Genomic DNA, 17,759 nt, shown 5'->3' on the forward strand with positions numbered 1-17,759 from the left:
CAAAAATACTGTCCAGCCGTACAGAGTCCGGCAGGAAGTACTGGAATTCGGGAACCACAACAGCAACTGACTACGACAGTAGCACGTTGAGAAGGTCCGGGCGGGCTGAACGAATCCGCTCCACTCACTCCTGCAAGGAAACTCTGTGCCTGTTTCCTGAAATCCTTAGTTCGCGGGTACAGATAAAATGGGCCCCTGTCGGCCGACTCGGTGCACAGGAACGGTGCAGTCGGCGGCTGTCGCAGCCGTTGCGGCTCAGGGTGTCCATCAACCGAACGTGCCCTCGATCTCGGCGGCGAGGCCGACAGCAGCGCGGTGAGCCATACGGCACCGGCCTGGTCATCTTCGCTACGTCCCATGCCTGCGGTGAATTCTCAGGCTTGTCCAGTTGCCGTGGGTCGGTTCAGTTTGAATTCGGGGTAGTAGGCTGCGGCGGCGGTCGCCGTGTCGATGTTCCGTGGGAAGAGCGCGGCTTCGTAGGCGCGGATGGCCGCGTCGACGTTCTTGGGCTGTTGGGCGATGGCGTTGCCGAGCTGGCCTGCGTCGAAGAGGGCCCAGTTCGCTCCCTCGCCGTCCGGCGGTGCCAGGTGGGCGGCGTCTCCGACGAGCGTGACCCCGGGTACGTGTTCCCAGCGGTGTCCGATCGGCAGCCCGTACAGGGGTCGGAAGATCGGCGGGATGTCGCTGTCCGCGACCAGGGCGACGAGCTCCGGCGCCCACCCCTCGAACATCGCCGCGACCGTACGGGCGGCCGCAGGGCCGTCATTGAAGTCGATGCCGTCGAACCAGTCGAGCGGCTGGTCGAACATGGCGTAGGAGTGCAAGGTGTCCGCGCGCTCGCGCTGTACGCCGAGACCGATGCGGGTGGTTTCGTCGTAGGCGGTCATCGACCCGCCACCGACCAGTGCCAGGGTGGCGGGGTGCCGGGTGCCGCTCTCGTACAGGTAGGTCTCGATCATCGACCGTCCGGCATAGGCGGGCGTGGCATCGGAGAGCAGCGGCCGGACCTTCGACCATGCGCCGTCGGCACCCACGAGGATGTCGGTGCGGCTCTTCGATCCGTTGGCGAAGGTCACTTCGTGACGACCGTCAGCGAGGGTCCGTACGCTCCGAGTCCTGTGGCCCCAGACGACCGTGCCTGGGGGCAGGGACTCCAGCAGCAACTGCCGGAGCTCGCCCCGCTGCACCTCGGGGCGGCCTCCGGCGGGGTCATCGGGCCGGTCCGCCAGGACGGTGCCGTCAGGTGCCACGTCGCGGGACGCCTGGCGGCCTTCGAGGACGAGGGACCGGAAGCCGTTCATCAGGCCGGCGGCACGAATCCCGTGCTGTCCGTTGTAGTCGTGGATGTCGAGCATGCCGCCTTGGCCCCGGGCCTGAGCAGACGCCTCCGCTTCGTAGACCGTGGACGGGATTCCATGAACCGCCAGGGTTCGTGCCAGTGTCAGTCCCGCTAGACCGGCACCGATGATCGTGATCTGGGTCATACCTGTGTTCCTTACTGCTGCTGGAGGAGCCTGAGGTCCTGCCCGCGAGGTTCCCGGCCGCCGTGCGGAGCGGTAGAGCCGGGTCAGGGAGAGCTGGGTGGCTCGATCCGGGACGCGAGCTGTTCCAGCAGTTCATGGAGCTGACGCCGCCCTGCGGCGCCCAGCGGCGCGAGGATCGACTCCTCGACACGGTCCATGGCCTCTTCGAATCCCTGGATCAGCTCGGAGCCCGCTGGAGTGACATGCACCCGACGGCTGCGTGTGTCACTCGCCTGCGTCTGGCGCTCCACCAGTCCGCGCCGCTCGAGTCCGGCCAGGAGCCGCGAGATGCTCGGCGCACTGGTGCGCATGGCCCGCGCGACGTCACGCTGAATGGCGTCCGGGTTCTTCGACAGGTACGCCAGCACGGCACTCTGCTCGTGCGTGAGGCCGCGTTCCCGGATCCAGTCTTCAGCGGTGCGGCGCTGCCCCCACACAACCCACCGCATCAGCTCCAACGTGCTCTCTCGGTTCGATCCACCGCTCATACTTAACACGCTAACTGTTGCCAGGTTAACTATCAAGCCTTGGGGCTTTGCCTCACTGCATGGGCACACACGCTGCCGCGCCGGACCTCCACACGCAGAACCTGTCCGCGGTCGCTCCGGCGATCAAACGGACGCACGGATTTGCCGCAGCTGCGGCCGCGGCGACCGCCGCGACAGTGACGCGGAACGCGCCTACTGCTGGGCGAGGCCGCAGCTCGTTCCGCAGCAGCTGGTGAAGCCGGCCCCGTGCGCCGGCCTCGTTCCGGGCCGCAAGGCACCGCAAGCAGGCCATGCCCGAGCCGGCCGAAGCCGAGCTCCTGGGGCAGGGACTCCCACTGGAGGCCGGTATGCAGATCCCGCACAGCGTGGAAGGGGGCGGCAGGAAGGGCTGAAGTGCAACACCTGCCGGGTTTCGGCAGCGCTGCACGCCCGAGCGCTGCCGGACGCGCCTCTCAATCCCTGGACGGGCTTGCGGGATGCTGGTGAGCCTGTAGGGGAGGGGAGACGGGATGAGGCATGTGCCCTTTTTCCGATGGGTACTGACGCTGGGTTTCGTACTCTTCGCTTGTGCGGTGGGGCTGTACGCAGCCGCGCCGGACTTGCCTGAAGCGCGCCAGATCGACCTGACGGTACTCGACGAGGAGCCCGACGGATCATGCACAGTCCGTTGGAGCGACCCGTATCAGAAGCGGGAGAGGGAAGCGTCCTACCAGTGCGATCCCGGCAGGTCCGACCTCCTCAAGGCCTCGCAGTCCTCCGGTAGTGGTGGCTACGGCTGGGAGAGCGGGTTCATGTTCACCGAGGGCCCGGACCGGGGGAATCTGGAGGACCTCTCCGCCGGGCAGGATCTCGAACGTCCGGACGTCTTCCTGCTGCTCGGAACATCGCTCATCGCCGTCGGGCTGATCGGTGGGAATCTCCGCGCCCTGCCCCGGGTCCTTGGGGTGCAGGCGCGGCTTGTCCGACGTGCGACCGAGCTGTCCGAGGCCGCCATGTCGACGGTTGAGGACTACGAACGGGCTGTCGCGGCGGTAGAGGAAGCGGGACGCCAAGACGCGCTTCCCAACGGTGCCGACAACACTCGCGGCTCCCAACTGGTCACGGCGCTCTGGGTGCTGCGGGAGGCGGGCCCGCAGGCGCGGGAGGCGACGGCCCTCGCCCGGGAACTCACAGGCCGGCTTCACGGCCTGCTGGACGACGCGGCCCCCGCCGCCGGGCTGCGGAGCATGCTGCAGGCCGGCCCAGCAGCCCGGTTGGCTGCTGCCCGAGCGGTTGCCGACCTGCGCCTGCTACTGGACGACGCTGAGCGGAACGGTCTGCGCGAGCGTCTCGCACAGACCTCCGTTGACCTGCTTCGGGGCCAGGACACCGACCGGGCCGCCCTCGCGGCCGCGAGCGACTTCGCAGGGAACCCCACCGCGTACAGACACTTGTTGGCCCAGCTGACACGGCCCGAGGTTCATCCCGCCACGCCCCCTTCTCCGTAGGCGTGCCGGCGACGGCCCCGTCGGGCACAGCCCTGTGCGTCGTAATCACTGATCGTTATTACTGATCATTTCAGAATCAAGCGCTTGGCCTGCGGAGCGGCTGGCCGAGGTCGTCGGTGTTCCGTGGGTAACCGCCTCGGGATCGGCTTGGTGTGCAGCGAGCACCGCGTCGCCGTTCTCTCTCGCCCATTCGGCCAGCATGTGGATCGGATCGATCAGGGTCGCCCCGAGCGGAGTGAGCTCGTATTCGACACGGGGCGGCGCCTCGGCATAGGCGTGACGGCGGACTAGTCCGTGCGCCTCGAGCTGTCGGAGCGTCTGGGTGAGCATCTTGCGGGAGATGCCCCCGATCAGTTCGATCAGTTCGCCGTGGCGCACCGGCCCCCTGCTGAGGCCGGCGAGTACGACCACCGTCCACTTGTCGGCGATCAGCTCGACCGCCAGACGCGCGGGACAGTCGGCGAGAAAGAGGTTGCCGGGACCAAGATCGCTCATGGCGCCAAAGGGTACCTGCTGGTTCCTTTCGGATAGCTAGCGTGGCTTTTCCCCCACACCCCCCTTTTTTTTAGTCAGGAGAGTCATGCGAGTCATCACCCAGCACAGGCTCGGCGGTCCCGAGGTACTCACCATCGTGGACGCTCCCGAACCCCGGCCGCTGCCGACCGAAGTCCTCGTCCGGGTCAAGGCGATCGGGCTGAACCCGCTGGAGGCGCGCCTGCGGGCCGGCGAGTTCCCACTGATCGGCCAGCCGCCGTTCATCCTCGGCTGGGATATCAGCGGCGTCGTCGAACAGGCGCAGACGGGGCGGTTCCGGCCCGGCGACGAGGTGTTCGGGATGCCGCTGTTCCCGCGGGCGGCGAGCGCGTACGCCGAGGTCGTGTCGGCGCCGGCCTTGCACCTGGCACGCAAGCCTGCCTCGCTCTCGCACGTCGAGGCATCCGCGCTGCCGGTCGTCGGGCTCACGGCCTGGCAGGGCCTCGTCGACCTCGGCGGCGTGACCGACGGCGATCGCGTCCTGGTCCACGGCGGTGGCGGCGGGGTCGGTCACATCGCGATCCAGATGGCGAAAGCGCTCGGCGCACACGTCATCGCGACCGCCAGCGGGAGCAAACGGAAGTTCGTCGAAGGGCTCGGCGCCGACGAGGTGATCGACTACACCGCGGTCGACTTCACCGAGGTGGTCCACGACATCGACGTCGCACTCGACACGCTCGGCGGCGACACTGCCGCGCGGTCGCTCGAAGTGCTCCGGCCGGGCGGTCACCTGGTGACGGCGGTCGCCGACGAGGATGCGGAGCTCGCCGCCCGGTTCGAGGCGGCCGGCATGCGCTTCAGCGGCATCGCGGTCGACCCCGATCCGGTCGCCCTGCGCGGTCTCGTCGCCCTCGTCGAACAGGGCGAACTCCGGGTCCACGTGCAGGAGACGTTCCCGTTCGAGCGCGTCACCGACGCGCACCGGTTGCTCGACGATGGTCACCTTCAGGGCAAGCTCGTTCTCACCATCTGACCCCTTCGCGGGGAATCGGCACCGGCGGCCGTCACTTGGCCTCGCCGGGTTGGCCTCGCGCTTTCACGAGGTGCGCTGTCCAGGAGTTGATCAGAAGCGCACGGAAAGTGCCCTTGAACCGCAACGAGAGGACTTGCTGAGGGTCCTGCTGGCTGCAAGGGAAAGGGCACTCTCCCGATGGTGCCTCACTGTGCGCTGTCGCTCCTGGCGATTGCGGTGGCGACCAGTGAGGTCAGCTGGGTGGACCGCGGGTTGGTTGCGGCGTGGGCGGGCCGCGGAGCCCGGCCCGCCCACCACCCCGTCAGGCCGCCAGCGCTTCCCGGAGCGTTGAAGGCTCGAGTCCGAAGGTGTCGCGGACATCGCTGTCGTCCACGATGAACGGGCGCTCGACCATGTAGCTCATCTCGCTGAACTCCCGCCACAGTGGATCGGTGAAGGACAGCAGTGCCATGTCCCGTTCGGTGAGCTGCTCCAACCGCGGTTCGGGTGCTCCGTGGAGTTCGGCCAGGTCGGTCGCGGCGTGGCGCACGGTCGTGGTGATGACCGGGGCGTGCCAGGCCCGTCCCCAGGCCCGCTCGTCGCTGCTGACCGCCACCAGCGCCGTTGCGACGTCCTCGGTGTAGGAAAACGAATGGGCCGCATCTGGGTTGCCGTGGACGAGGGCGAGTTCGCCGTCGCGGACTCGGGGCGCGACCAGCAGCGTGAACTGTGAGACCGCGCCAGGGCCCAGGTACTGGCCGGCTCGCACTTCGGTGGCCCGCAGCCGCCCTTCGTCGTGGGCGTCCTTGGCCTGCTGCCACAGTTGGGCCCTGACCCGGCCCTTTCGGGTGTTGGGGGCCATCGGGGTGCGCTCGGTGACCGGCTCGGTGGTCTGCCGATAGCCGTAGTGGTTGCCGAGCATCACGTAGTCGGCCCCGGCCCGTTCGGTCGCGGCGAGAATCGAGGTGAACAACGGCGGCATGGTCTCCGGCCAGGTGTGGTAGGCGGTCATGGCGGCGTTGAAGACCGTTGTCGCTCCGGCCAGGGCCTCGGCCAGCTGGTCAGTGTCGCCCGCGTCCAGGGCGACCCGTTCGATGGCGGAGTGGTCAGGACCACTGCCGCTGCGGGTGACGAGGCGGACCCGCTTGCCGCTGTCGGCCAGTTGCCTGGCGGTCGCTGCCCCGGTGGCACCCGCCCCGATGACGACTGATCCACCCATGGTGTTGTCTCCGTTCACCTTCAACAATGGAACGCCTCCCCGATGAGGGAAACGTGGTTGACGGAGGGCCCGTCCGCACGCCCAACTCCGCCGTGCGGGCGCAGGGTAGGTTAGTGGCCCGAAAGCCATGAGATCCAAGGATCTAGCCATGCATCGTGTCGCCGTCCTGGCCGTTCCCGCGGTCAAACCGTTCGACCTGTCCATGCCGTCCGCGCTGCTCGGCGCCGCCGAAATCGACGGACGCCCCGGCTATGAGGTGACGGTGTGCACCGCCACGCCCGGTGTGATCGGCGCCTCCGGCGGCATCGAGGTGGTGGTCCGGCACGGCCTTCAGGCAGTCACGGCGGCGGACACGGTGATCGTCCCCTCGACCGCCAGCCGGCACGACGCCGAGCCTGCCGCACTGGACGCCTTGCGGCATGCGGCCGCCGCGGGCAAGCGCGTCACCTCGATCTGCAGCGGTGCCTTCGTCCTCGCCCAGGCCGGACTCCTCGACGGCCGTGTCGCCACCACCCACTGGAGTCTGGCCGAGGAGATGCAGCGCGCCTTCCCATCGGTGCGCGTGGACGCCGACCGGCTGTTCGTCGAGGACGGACCGATCGTCACGGGTGCGGGCTCGGCCGCCGGGATCGACCTGTGCCTGCACCTGATCAGTTGCGACTACGGCGCGGCCGTGGCCAACGCGGCGGCCCGCGCCGCTGTCGTCACCCCGGTCCGCCACGGCGGGCAGGCGCAGTTCGTACAGACCCCGCTCCCGGTCGAAACCGACTCCTCCTTGGACGCGGCCCGCATCTGGGCACTGCAGCACCTGGACCAACCGATCTCCCTGCGCGACCTGGCCGGTCAAGCCAAGGTCAGTGTGCGGACCCTGACCCGCCGTTTCACGGCCGAGACGGGCGTGACCCCCTTCCAATGGCTGCTCCAGCAGCGGCTGCTGCGGGCCCGCGAGCTGCTGGAGACCACCGCTCTCACCGTCGACCAGGTGGCCGGCCGCAGCGGCCTCGGCTCCGGAGAGTCGCTCCGCCAGCACCTGAGCCGCCAGATCGGCATGACCCCAGCCGCCTACCGGGGCGCCTTCCGACGCCCGAGCGTGAACACTGGTCGGTGACCGAGCGGTTCGGTCCGGAGCCGGCGTTTCATGCGCGGCGGCGCGGGTGTCACCGGCGAGGGCGTGCTGTCCATGGCACTTCACCCGCGTGACCAGGAGATGCGCCAGCGCGACATCGCCAGGCGGCTCGTCGTCACCACCGGCAGGAAGCAGGGCCGGGACCCCCTCACCCGCCCCCGCCGTCATGCGGATGCTTCGCGAGCACGACGAGAAGGCCGTCACGGTGGCCAGCGTGTGATCACCCGCTGCTTTGCGGCCGGTGTCTCGGCCAGGACACCGGGGCCTGTACGGCGCGTAGAGGTGGTTCTACGCCTTGCCGGTCAGGTGTTCGCTCGGGCTGATGCCGCGGATCCTCTTGAACGCGGAGCTCAGGGCGAAGGCGTTGGAGTAGCCGACACGTCCCGCGACGGCGCCCATCGTCGCGCCGGGTTCGCGCAGCAGCCCGGTGGCCAGGGCGATCCGGTGCTCGCGCAGACAGGTCCTCGACACCGGCCATGTGTCGGCGGCCGAGCGGGCGCCCTGGGCGCGGCCGGCCTGGAGGCGACCCTGCTCCGGCCGCGCTGGTTCTTCCAGAACTTCAGCGAGGACTTCCCGCGCGATGCGGTCCGCTCCGGTGACGTGCGACTGCCGGCCGGCCAGGGCAAGGAGGCGTTCGTCGACGCCGAGGACATCGCGGCCGTCGCCGTCACCGCCCTGACCCAGGACGGGCACGCCGGGCAGGACTACGAGCTGAGCGGCCCACGGCTGATGTCGTTCGCCGACGCCGTGGCCGACATCGCCCACGCCACGGGCCACGGCATCGGCTACACCGCGCTGAGCGCCGAGACGTACGCCGCCGAGCAGCGCGCCCACGGCGTGCCCGAGGACTGGGTGCGGCTGACCATCGGCCTGTACGCCGAAGTCCGCTCCGGCACCCTCAACTCGCTCACCGGCGACGTGGAAAAGGTGCTGGGGCCGCCCGCCCCGCGACTTCACCGACCACGCCCGCACCACCGCCGCACAGGGCGCCTGGACCCCTTGACCCGCTGCGGCCGCGCCCCTCCTCGTCGTCCTCGGCGGTATCGGGGACGGGGGAGGGGCGCAGGCCCTCGCCGGGCCGCCGGCGGTGACGTTGAACAGGTGGTGGCCCGGGAAGTCGATGTGCCGGTCCCCGAGCGGGAGAGGCGGGCGACCACGACGGTGTCCGGAGCAAGGCCGGCGTCGGCGGCCGCGAGGGGTGAGAAACCGGTAAGCGCTGTTATATTAGCGCTGTGACATCTTCAGATCCCACAGCGCTACCCGACCCCTGGCACTCCCTGCACGAGCTTCTGGCAGCCATGGACGCCGAGATCGAGCAGGTCTACGTCGAGCGTGGCATCAAGGGGGTCCGGCCGCGGTTCGCCTATCCGCTGATCCGGCTCGCCCACACCGGACCACTGACCATTCGCGAGCTTGCGAAGTCCCTGGACCGCTCGCACTCCGCGATCAGCCAGACCATCGCCGCCATGCGCAAGGAGGATCTGGTCACCTCCGAGCCGGGTCCCGACGCCCGCACCCGGCGGATCGACCTGACCGAACGCGGCCGATCGCTGGTGCCGTTCCTGGAGGCGGAGTGGCGCGCCACCCACCAAACGGTCGCCGAGCTGGACAGCGAACTCCCGTACGCGATGACCACCGTGGTCGAGGAGGTGAAGCGGGCGCTGGAACGCCGGTCGATGCGGCAGCGGATCCTCCACCACCTCGTCGAGCCACCGCGATGAGGCGGCGTGTGCGGGTCCGCTTCCTCGACACCCGCCCGCTGCGGAGCAGCCGGCCGTTTCGCGACCTGTGGATCGGCACCTCGGTCTCCCAACTCGGCGGACAGATAGCCAATGTGGCGGTGCTGGCCCAGGTCTGGGACCTGACCGGCAGTCCAGTGGGCACCGGCGCCATCGGCCTCGCCACCGGCCTGCCGATGGTGCTGTTCGGGCTGCTCGGCGGCACGTTGGCCGACACCGTTGACCGCCGTGCGGTGGTGCGGGCCACCACAGCGGGCCAACTGCTGGCCTCCGCGGGGCTGTGCGCCCAGGCCCTGGCGGACAACCGTGACGTGCTGCTGTTGCTCGCCCTTGTCGGCCTGGGGACAAGTTGCAGCGCCCTCGGAGCTCCTGCCCGGCGCACCTTCCCGGTCCGGCTGTTGCCGGGCGACCAGGTCGCGGCCGGGCTCGCGCTGACCAACGTCTCCTTCCAGGCGGCGATGCTGGCCGGTCCCGCGATGGCCGGACTGATCATCGCCCGCTGGGATTTCCCCGCCGCATACGCCGCCCAGGCCGTGGCCATGGCAGTCTCGATGCTCGCGGTGATCCGCCTGCCCGCTCTGCGGCCCGAAGGCGCCGGCGCGGCAGGCGGCAGGCGTCGGCCCGAGCGTGGCGGTTGGCGGATCACCCTGCGCCGCCCGACGCTGTGGGGCTCGATGGCCACCGACCTGTCCGCAACACTGCTCGCCATGCCCATCGCGCTCTTCCCGCTGGTCAACGAGACCCGTTTCGGGGGAGACCCGCAGACCCTCGGCCTGTTCCTCTCGGCCGTCGCGGTCGGCGGGATCACGGCCGGTCTGCTCTCCGGCACGGTGACGCGCTGGCGCCGCAGCGGCCTCGTACAGCTTTCCGCAGCCGGGGTCTGGGGCGTGGCACTGGCCTGTTTCGGTCTGGCGGGGCCGTTGTGGCTGGCGCTCGGCTGCCTGGCGGTGGCCGGCGCTGCCGACACCGTGTCCGTCGTCACCCGCAGCGCCCTGGTCCAGCTGGAGACCCCGGACGCGTACCGCGGTCGGGTCTCCTCGGTGGAACACGTCATCGGTGTCGCGGGCCCCGAACTCGGCAACTTCCGCGGGGGCCTGTTGGCGTCGGTCACCTCTGCTCCCTTCTCCCTGGTCTTCGGAGGGCTGTCCGCCCTCCTGGCGATCGCCGTCGTGGCCGCGACCAACGCGCCCCTTCGCGCCTACCGCACACCGCCCGCCGCCAAGGAGCCGGCCGCCCCCGGGGCCGCCGACGCCGCGACGGCCGCCGGTTAGGCTTCCGGATTCACGTTTCACATCCAGCTCCGAGCCCGTGAGGGGTGGTCGGCCTCCCGCGCCGCCGACGACCCCTCACCGACCGTCATTCCTCGTCTGCGGGGGCTGTGCGGGTCCGCACGGTTTTCGGACACTTCCAAGCCGTGGGGGACTGAGCTACGCGCCATCCGGGGACGCATGAGGCGTGTCCTGTCCACCCGACCGGAAGGCACCGCCTGTGCCCTTCGCCGCCCGCACCGACGAGGAGAGGGCTGCCGCCCGACTGCGATTCCGTAACGACGGCTACGCCCCCTTGCCCGGCCTGCTCACCGTGAACGGCCTGGGCGAGGTACGGGCGGAGGCCCGGCGACTGGCGGAGATTGCCCGGCGCCGGGACTTCACGATGTCGTGCATGAACGACTCCCCCCGGCACATGACGACCCTCGGCGGCCACGACATCGCCCGGGAGTCACCACTGGTTCGCGAGCTGTACGAGAACCCGCTTCTGCTCGGTCTCGTGGGCGAGATCGCCGGCGAGCCACCCGTGACGGTGCCCGACCCGCTGGAACGGCACGTGCTCAACGTCCTCCATCAGCAAGGTGACACCCACGGCGCGCACACCGACGACTACCCCTACGCGCTGGTGCTCTTCCTGGAAGCGCCGCCCGAAGCCGCCGACGGCGGTCTGCTTCAGTACGTTCCGCAGGCCGGCTCACTGGCCGACCTGGACACCGACCAAGCACGCTCGGCCCATCACCGTGCCAGCGACGCCTATCTCCTGCGCAGCGACACCACGGCGCACCGTGTCACCCCTCTCACCCGGCCAGGTGTACGCCGCACGGTCCTCAACTTCGCCTACACCAACCGCTTCGCCGCCTCGCGCCCTACGCCGTCGGCACGTGAGCTGTACATGTGATGTCTTCGCGCAGCGCTTGGGTGGCATACGTTCCAGGGAGGGGGCACCGGCCACTCGACATCTCGTGGCCCGGTTCGGCCTCACCGGCGATCATCAGCGGATGACGTGTCTCATGAGACACCGGCGGCTGAGCGGCCTCCTACCGCCAAGTCACTGGCTTGCCGGCGATGGGCAGGCCGCACGGCACGCTCGCCGAGCGCGACCGGACCGGCGACAGCCGGGCCGACTTCAGTGACCGCTCCACCTTGATTGAAGAACTGAGAGACCCGCAGGCCCCTCTCGACGCAAGCGACGCCGACGCGAAGGTCCGGGCCGCCGAGCTGATCGGCCGGCTCGGCTTCGACACGGCGGACGTCGGCACCCTGGACGAGAGCTGGCGCTTCGAGCCCGGCGCCTGCCCCCGCATCTACCTGGCGGATCCCGACGTGCCGGCCGAGCGCATCATGCAGGCCCCTGCGGCACCGCTGCGCACCGACAAGCCGCAAGTGGCGTGTGCTGCTCACCGGCCGATGTGCGAGTACGGGACACGCCCCGGGGGGTCACATGAAGAGGGCCCGGTTCAGGCGGACGCCGTACTCCGCGTCGGGGTTGGTCGTGGCATCTCCGACCCTTTCCTGGATCGCGGCGACGGCGAGGTCGCGCCGCTTGGGCAAGCGGTCGGCCTCCGCTGCGGCCAGCGCGCCCGGCATCTCCTCGCGGGTGAGGTCGGTGCAGTAGCACGGCGCGCCCGGCTGCTGCCGCCACGAGTCCGCGAGGGTCCCGGCGTCGAAGGCGTCGAACCCGGTGTCCTCGACCAGTGCCATGGCCACCTGACGGTCCCGGTCGCGGTCGGCGGCGACGGGGATGGCGATGCGGTCCGGAGTGCCCGCGGGGCTGTCCTTGGCCGCGAACGAGTGGGAACCGATCGCGTTCCATGCCTTGGCGATCGGCCGGCCAAGCTGTTCGGTGACCCACAGGCTCTCGACCTGCCCGGCATCGATGGCTCCGATCCGGTCGTCCCGCGCCGGGTAGTAGTTCGACGTGTCGATGACGACCGTGTCGGCCGGTACACCGGCGATCAGCGGCGCGATCTGCGGAATGCGGTTCAGGGGAATCGAGAGGATCACGGCATCGACGTCCGCCACGGCCTCCGCCGCGGTGACCGCTCGCCCGCCCGAGGACAGCACGTCGGTCCCGATCGTGTGCGGGCCGCGCGAGTTGGCCACCTTCACCTCGTGTCCCGCGGCACTGAGCCGCCGGGTCAGGGTCTTGCCGATGTGTCCTACGCCCAAAATGCCGATCTTCACGGTTGATCTCCTTGCATCGAGTGGGGAATGGGGGGTGGTGGTGCGGTCGATGCGGCGTCGGCACCCAAATGACAAGGCGCTCGGTCACGCCTGACAGGGGGGAGGTGAGGGCTGTCCAATGGCGCGCCATCCGGGACGTTCGTTGCGGAAGGTCCTCACACCGGTCGGTTCCCCGCTATGGATACGAGGGGGCTTGGTCGCACCCGGGCACGCCTTCCGTCGTGGATGTCTCCCACCCGGTGCGCATGAGGGAAGCGAGTGCGTCGGGGGAAGATTCGTCGGCCATGGCGGCGCTGCGGGCCCAGGCGGTGGCCAGCGTGCTGAGGAACAGGTCACGTCCCCGCACCCAAGACTTGGCGACGCCGTCGCGCTGTGCCGCGTGGAGGAAGTCCTCGGTGGTCGTGACGAAGCCCTGGCAGGTGATCGCCAGCGGGGACGTGTCCTCGGTCAGTGCGGCCCGTAGAGGTTCGGGCAGGCCGTCGAACGCGGTCACCCATTCGCTCAGCGCCTGAAGCCACTGCGCGAGCGCGTCGCGGGAGTCGGCCACGTCGCGCCGGATGGCGTCCCGGCGGGCCTCCAGCTCTTCGTCGCGGGCCTGCAGCAGAGCGGCCAGCAGGGCCTCCCGGTTGGGGAAGTGCCGGTAGAGCGTGCCCGGGCCGACACCGGCCCGCTTCGCGATGGCGTCCATGGAGCCGGTGATGCCCTGCTCGGCGAAGAACTTTTCCGCGACCTGGAGGATGTGCGTGCGATTGCGCTGCTTGTCCGTCCGCTGCCGACGCCCGCCGGCTGCTCCTTCGCTCATGCCCTGCACCTCCCTCTGGAAATGCGGAGACCATCTCCGTATCGGCGTCCGCGAAACGGAGACTACCTCCTTATCGGGTCCGTCGCCACCGCCGGGAGTCCCACAGACATGGCCCCGGGGCCGTAGCCGGCCGCACCCACAACCTCCGGCTCCACGGCTCGGCCATCGCGCGGCGTAATTCCCGCGGCCTGGACCGGCTGGGTCAGGCGGCGCCGGCCACCCTCAGCCGCCACGATCGCCGCGACCGTGGTCTCGGCCGGCAACGGTCGTCGAGCAGGCCGGCAAGTACCTGGATCATGTTGTCGGTGCCAGGCTCACGGAGTGGGCGTCAGCAGTGCGTCGTCAGCCTCGTCATGCCGCACCCAGGCCCTCTCGCCGTCGGTGAAGAAGACCTCGCCGCTGAACGGGTCGGCCACGGCCGCCGCGCCATCGCGCAGTGCCACGTTGACGGACACCAGCATGTTGCCGACGGCGTAGTTGAGGGTGCCGCACAGGGGGTCCACCAACCACTGGCGCACCGCGTCGGCGGCACCTCGCTGACCGTCTTCCTCGCCGAGCACCGCATCATCGGGCCGTGCGGCACGGATGACGCCGAGGATCGCCTCCTCCGCCTCCACATCGGCGGCGGTGGCAAAGTCCCCGGCACCCTTCTCGATGCGGCTCAGCCGCCGTCCGTACAGGGTGCGGACCACGTGCGCGCCGGCCCGCGCCCCGGCTATGGCGACTGCAGCATCGTCGGAGCCCGCGTATGAGTCGGTCATGCCGTGCAGACTAGCGAGGCGAAGCCACCGCGCCGGCGAACCTTCCCGTTCAGAGCACTGCTGAGTGTCCGCGAGGAGCATCCGGGCCCCGGCGGACTGCTTCCGTGTCACCCTCGGCCGCGGTCAGCGGTGCTCCTTCGCGCTGTGCCCGTGCACGGCGGTCCGTGACCGAGCCGTAGTCGGTCAGGTGGACGACGGTCTTGACCTGCAACTTGGCGTTGGAAGACATCTGTTCGTTGACGCGGTACACGCGCAGCCGGTGCCGGACCAGAGCCCCGGCCGGCTCGATCATGGCCCGGCCGACCTCGCTGTCGCCACAGTCCGTCCGCACCGGAGTTCGCACAAGTGACTTCGTCGCCCGCGACCGCTCCGGTGTCCTCCGGCTCTACCTCGGTTACGGCAACGACAACTTCGCCCCGCGAACCGGTATCGGCGGCGGCTGGAACCCTACAGCCACCTGGTCAGTCCGAGTTGCAGCAGGCAGCGGCGGAGCCGAGGGCCCCGGCTGTGTGCCCGCCGGGGCGGTGTGTCAGAGGATGGCGAGCCGGTCCACCAGCAGCTCCACTCTCGGCTCGGCGTCCTCGGGCAGCAGTCGGCCCGCTCGGGTCAGGGTCGCCAGGCCGTGCAGGGCTGCCCAGAACACTTCGGTGAACATTGCCGGGTGGACGTCGTCGCCGGTGACCTCGCCGAGGGTTTCCAGCAGTGCGGCGAAGGCGTCCTTGAGCGGCTCGGGGGTGTCCTCCTGTGCGTAGGCCAGGCCGCCGTCGAGCTGGAACAAGGCGTCGTAGACCGCTGGGTTGCGTGCGGCGAAGTCGAGGTAGGTGCGGGCGAGGGCGGCGACCCGCTCGCGTGGGCCGTCCGCGGCGGAGGTCGCGGCACGTACCGCCGCGGCCAGCTCGGCGGCGCCCTCCAGGGCCACGGCGCCGATGATCTCGCGTTTGCCGCGGAAGTGGCTGTAGAGGACGGGCTGGCTGTATTCGATGCGCTCGGCGAGCCGGCGGGTGGTGACTGCGTCCCATCCCTGCTGCTCGGCGAGTTCGCGGGCCGTCGCCACGATGAGGCGTTCGCGCTCCGCCCGTTCGCGCTCCTTGCGTTCCTTTACCGACATGATTCGATCCTAGCACTGCTAGACAAGCGAGCGACAATAGTACTAGCGTTGCCTCATCGGCTAGCGACGCTAGCTTCTAGGGGAGGTCATCATGCTCAACGCACTCGAGGTGTTCACCACCGTGGTCGTCGGCCTGATGGTGGGGGTGGAGTTCTCCGTCGCCTTCATCATGAGCCGGATCCTGGACGCGCTTCCCGAGGACAGCCGCCAGCTCGGCCACGCCCACGGCGGCCGGATGCTCGGTGCCGTGATGCCGATCTGGTACATGGGCTCGGTCGCCCTCAGCGCGATCTGGGCCGTCGCCGGCCGGCACCACCACGGCGCCGGACTCGTCGTCACCGCCGCCGGACTGCTGCTCCTCAGCGTGGCCATGTCGATCCTGCTGCTCGTCCCGATCAACAACCTGAACAAGACCTGGACCCCCGAGAACCGGCCCGCCGACTGGAAGGAGCAGCTGCACCGCTGGAACCGCTACCACTACCTCCGCGTCGCCGTCATCGTCGCCGCGTTCACCCTGCTGGTCACCGCCCTCGCCTGACACGCGCGCAACTGAGGGACGAAGAGTGGGAGTTCATCGAGCCGCACCTGACGATCGGCGAGTACGGCTCCCTCCTACCTCAGGACCCTGTGGCAGCAGTTCGAGGGCGTGAGTAGGCACGAGAGTGTGGATGGACGCGAGAGACCGGCAACCGGAGGAGTGCAAGACCCTGCTCGCTGAGTCGGGAGTCCGATAGCAGGACCACGCCCCGGCCCCGTTCTCCGTCCTCTGTGACCGCGAACGGGGCCGCGTCGTCGGTCAGGGACCGGGCAGCCGGACCGGTGCCTGACTGCCTCATCGAATGCTCCCGTCGACTCATGCGCAGTGGGCGCGGCCGTACTCCCCATCGCAGGCATCCGTCCCATTCCGCACGCTGGTCCAGCCCTAGCTTCGTGTCAGGGCCTCGACCTCGGGAGGCATGCTGCCGCCCGGTTGGGCGGCAAGGAGCATGACCTCGTCCGAGGTGTACCGCATCGCAATGGCGATACGTGGATTCAGGCCGTCGACTGCATAGGCCGTGGTCGGTTCGGGCCCTGCGGCATGGTCCCCTGCGGCATCGTCGGCGTGGCCCGGCGTGTCATCACAGGGCGGGAACGTGGCGGTCCCGAGTGCTTCGCCAACGGTGAAGTCGACGTTGGCCACCTGCGTATAGGTGCGGCCACCGTACAGGGCAGCGATCGCACACGACCCTTCGGCCTCCCCGCCACCGCCCTGTGTCGTGCAGGCGGTCGTCAGTGCGGCCACGACCATGCCCGAATACCACGGCAGCCACCGCGACCGCCTCGACGTAGCGGCATTGCGTCGGCTTGACATGCTGATTCGCATCAGTGGGCTCCTCCTGGAGCGTGTGCGCTCCGTCTCACGGGTGGCGCCTGACCCGTGAGAGGCTCAAAACCCCGGGCGCGGCTCCCGATCCATTCACGACCATGACGGAGCTCAAGGCGAACTGGTTCGTTCCGCTTTTGACGACTCGGCCTTTCCGCGAGCTCCAACCGAGAGAACCTGGTACCCAACGGAGCTGTCCAGCACGGCTCGGACGTCGTGATCACGACTGCTACAGCCCGTCTTCATCTCAATCGCAAGGCAAGATCGCTTCGCCTGGACAAGATCTTCGCAGCGGGCGCCTGCGATCGCACACTCCGTACCGCCATGCCGGTTCAAGCTGCGACGTCGGCTTCAGGCCGGAGCGCGGGGCCGAGCAGCAGGCCCCCGTCCAGGACGAATTCCGAGCCGGTGGCGAACGACGCGTCCTGGGAGGTGATGAAGAGCAACAGGCGGGTGACTTCAGAGGGTTCGGCGAGGCGGGGGATGGCGAAGGGATCGGGCGAGTAGAAGTCGGCGATGGCCGGCTGGCCAGCGACGGTGGGTTCGTTGATCAACGGTGTGGAGACGACTCCGGGGTGGATGGAGTTGACCCGGATGCTGTCCCGTCCCAGCTCCAGCGCGGCCGTCTTGGTCAGCCCGCGCACGGCCCACTTGCTGGCGGTGTAGGGGGCGTAGAAGGCCGTGCCGATGTGGGCCATGGTCGAGGCGATGTTGACGATGCTTCCGCCACCGCCCCTGCGTATCGACGGGGCCACCGCCCTGATGCCGAGGAACTGCCCGGTGACGTTCACGCTGAAGGTGTGTTCCCAGGTGCGGAGTTCGGTGTGCTCGACAGGAGCCGCCGGGTTCTGGACCCCCGCGTTGTTCACCAGGATGGTGATCGGCCCGAAGTGGCCTTCGACTTCTCGTACCGCCGCCGCCCAGTCGTCCTCGCTGGTGACATCCAGGTGAACGGACAGAGCCCGATGACCAAGCCGAGCCACGAGTTCGCGGCCGGCGTCGTCGTCGCGGCCGGCGATGACGACGTTCGCGCCCTCGGCGTGGTAGCCCTGTACATGGCTGCTGCCCATGCCCCCACTGCCGCCCGTGACGATGACGGTCTGGCCCTCGAAGCGTCCCATGGTGCTTCCTTCCGGCTCGCACTAGAGGTGAGCCGAGTGACTCACCTCCTCTCTCAAGGTAGGGCGGGCCGCGAGGTGAGTCAA

18 protein-coding genes and 2 pseudogenes are annotated in these 17,759 nt (G+C 69.4%); 8 read left to right on the forward strand and 12 right to left on the reverse strand.

Annotated elements, in window-relative coordinates; all coding sequences use genetic code 11:
- Positions 1 to 374 precede the first annotated feature (374 nt).
- Both ACZ6IM_RS31965 and ACZ6IM_RS31970 read right to left on the reverse strand, forming a co-directional pair.
- A complete protein-coding gene (locus ACZ6IM_RS31965) occupies positions 375 to 1,484 on the reverse strand; it encodes an FAD-dependent oxidoreductase (protein ID WP_469561309.1) in 1,110 nt (369 codons plus the stop codon).
- A gap of 83 nt (positions 1,485 to 1,567) precedes the next feature.
- A complete protein-coding gene (locus ACZ6IM_RS31970) occupies positions 1,568 to 2,011 on the reverse strand; it encodes a MarR family winged helix-turn-helix transcriptional regulator (protein ID WP_469561311.1) in 444 nt (147 codons plus the stop codon).
- A gap of 572 nt (positions 2,012 to 2,583) precedes the next feature.
- Between ACZ6IM_RS31970 and ACZ6IM_RS31975 the strand changes: the two genes are divergently transcribed.
- Positions 2,584 to 3,498, forward strand: a complete 915-nt coding sequence (locus ACZ6IM_RS31975) for a hypothetical protein (RefSeq protein WP_469561314.1) — start codon at positions 2,584 to 2,586, stop codon at positions 3,496 to 3,498.
- Between the two features lie 45 nt (positions 3,499 to 3,543).
- On the opposite strand, the gene ACZ6IM_RS31980 is transcribed toward ACZ6IM_RS31975, so the two are convergent.
- Complete coding sequence (locus ACZ6IM_RS31980) at positions 3,544 to 3,993, reverse strand: winged helix-turn-helix transcriptional regulator (RefSeq protein WP_469561317.1); 450 nt, start codon at positions 3,991 to 3,993, stop codon at positions 3,544 to 3,546.
- A gap of 85 nt (positions 3,994 to 4,078) precedes the next feature.
- Between ACZ6IM_RS31980 and ACZ6IM_RS31985 the strand changes: the two genes are divergently transcribed.
- Positions 4,079 to 5,005 (forward strand): NADP-dependent oxidoreductase, encoded by a 927-nt coding sequence (locus ACZ6IM_RS31985; protein ID WP_469561320.1) that lies wholly within the window; start codon positions 4,079 to 4,081, stop codon positions 5,003 to 5,005.
- Between the two features lie 301 nt (positions 5,006 to 5,306).
- On the opposite strand, the gene ACZ6IM_RS31990 is transcribed toward ACZ6IM_RS31985, so the two are convergent.
- A complete protein-coding gene (locus ACZ6IM_RS31990) occupies positions 5,307 to 6,203 on the reverse strand; it encodes an NAD-dependent epimerase/dehydratase family protein (RefSeq protein WP_469561323.1) in 897 nt (298 codons plus the stop codon).
- A 148-nt stretch (positions 6,204 to 6,351) separates the two neighbouring features.
- On the opposite strand from ACZ6IM_RS31990, the gene ACZ6IM_RS31995 reads away from it, so the two are divergent.
- Entirely contained in the window at positions 6,352 to 7,311 is a 960-nt protein-coding gene (locus ACZ6IM_RS31995; protein WP_469561326.1) for a GlxA family transcriptional regulator, read from the forward strand.
- A 306-nt stretch (positions 7,312 to 7,617) separates the two neighbouring features.
- On the opposite strand, the pseudogene ACZ6IM_RS32000 reads toward ACZ6IM_RS31995, so the two are convergent.
- Positions 7,618 to 7,776 (reverse strand): annotated as a pseudogene (locus ACZ6IM_RS32000) (helix-turn-helix domain-containing protein); the annotation flags it as partial.
- Between ACZ6IM_RS32000 and ACZ6IM_RS32005 the strand changes: the two are divergent.
- From ACZ6IM_RS32005 to ACZ6IM_RS32020, 4 genes are all read left to right on the forward strand, one after another.
- A complete protein-coding gene (locus tag ACZ6IM_RS32005; protein WP_469561329.1) occupies positions 7,774 to 8,565 on the forward strand; it encodes a Rossmann-fold NAD(P)-binding domain-containing protein in 792 nt (263 codons plus the stop codon). The pseudogene ACZ6IM_RS32000 and the gene ACZ6IM_RS32005 overlap by 3 nt on opposite strands.
- A complete protein-coding gene (locus ACZ6IM_RS32010) occupies positions 8,562 to 9,050 on the forward strand; it encodes a MarR family winged helix-turn-helix transcriptional regulator (RefSeq protein ID WP_469561332.1) in 489 nt (162 codons plus the stop codon). Before ACZ6IM_RS32005 ends, ACZ6IM_RS32010 begins: the two co-directional genes overlap by 4 nt.
- Positions 9,047 to 10,339, forward strand: a complete 1,293-nt coding sequence (locus ACZ6IM_RS32015) for an MFS transporter (RefSeq protein ID WP_469561334.1) — start codon at positions 9,047 to 9,049, stop codon at positions 10,337 to 10,339. Before ACZ6IM_RS32010 ends, ACZ6IM_RS32015 begins: the two co-directional genes overlap by 4 nt.
- A 217-nt stretch (positions 10,340 to 10,556) precedes the next feature.
- Positions 10,557 to 11,234 carry a HalD/BesD family halogenase gene (locus ACZ6IM_RS32020; RefSeq protein ID WP_469561337.1) on the forward strand — a complete coding sequence of 226 codons (678 nt, stop codon included), beginning with the start codon at positions 10,557 to 10,559 and terminating at the stop codon, positions 11,232 to 11,234.
- A 539-nt stretch (positions 11,235 to 11,773) separates the two neighbouring features.
- Here the strand turns inward: ACZ6IM_RS32020 and ACZ6IM_RS32025 are convergent.
- The 5 genes and pseudogenes from ACZ6IM_RS32025 to ACZ6IM_RS32045 all read right to left on the reverse strand — a co-directional run bounded on the left by ACZ6IM_RS32025 (position 11,774) and on the right by ACZ6IM_RS32045 (position 15,191).
- On the reverse strand, positions 11,774 to 12,520 hold the full coding sequence (locus ACZ6IM_RS32025) for an NADPH-dependent F420 reductase (protein WP_469561339.1): 747 nt from the start codon (positions 12,518 to 12,520) through the stop codon (positions 11,774 to 11,776).
- Between the two features lie 175 nt (positions 12,521 to 12,695).
- Complete coding sequence (locus ACZ6IM_RS32030) at positions 12,696 to 13,322, reverse strand: TetR/AcrR family transcriptional regulator (protein WP_469561342.1); 627 nt, start codon at positions 13,320 to 13,322, stop codon at positions 12,696 to 12,698.
- Positions 13,323 to 13,642: 320 nt separating this feature from the next.
- Positions 13,643 to 14,083, reverse strand: a pseudogene (locus ACZ6IM_RS32035) (inositol monophosphatase family protein); the annotation flags it as partial.
- Positions 14,084 to 14,132: 49 nt separating this feature from the next.
- On the reverse strand, positions 14,133 to 14,375 hold the full coding sequence (locus tag ACZ6IM_RS32040; protein WP_469561344.1) for a hypothetical protein: 243 nt from the start codon (positions 14,373 to 14,375) through the stop codon (positions 14,133 to 14,135).
- A gap of 237 nt (positions 14,376 to 14,612) precedes the next feature.
- Positions 14,613 to 15,191 (reverse strand): TetR/AcrR family transcriptional regulator, encoded by a 579-nt coding sequence (locus ACZ6IM_RS32045; RefSeq protein WP_469561347.1) that lies wholly within the window; start codon positions 15,189 to 15,191, stop codon positions 14,613 to 14,615.
- Between the two features lie 91 nt (positions 15,192 to 15,282).
- Between ACZ6IM_RS32045 and ACZ6IM_RS32050 the strand changes: the two genes are divergently transcribed.
- Positions 15,283 to 15,729, forward strand: coding sequence for an anthrone oxygenase family protein (locus ACZ6IM_RS32050; protein WP_052843641.1), 447 nt, complete (start codon positions 15,283 to 15,285; stop codon positions 15,727 to 15,729).
- Between the two features lie 384 nt (positions 15,730 to 16,113).
- Here ACZ6IM_RS32050 and ACZ6IM_RS32055 read toward each other — a convergent pair whose 3' ends face one another.
- Positions 16,114 to 16,554 carry a DUF6281 family protein gene (locus tag ACZ6IM_RS32055; RefSeq protein ID WP_469561350.1) on the reverse strand — a complete coding sequence of 147 codons (441 nt, stop codon included), beginning with the start codon at positions 16,552 to 16,554 and terminating at the stop codon, positions 16,114 to 16,116.
- A 332-nt stretch (positions 16,555 to 16,886) separates the two neighbouring features.
- The gene (locus tag ACZ6IM_RS32060) at positions 16,887 to 17,675 is read right to left on the reverse strand and encodes an SDR family NAD(P)-dependent oxidoreductase (protein WP_469561353.1); all 789 of its coding nucleotides are present in this window, start codon (positions 17,673 to 17,675) and stop codon (positions 16,887 to 16,889) included.
- Positions 17,676 to 17,759 lie beyond the last annotated feature (84 nt).

The sequence above is a fragment of the Streptomyces sp. NPDC042336 genome, assembly GCF_055581985.1.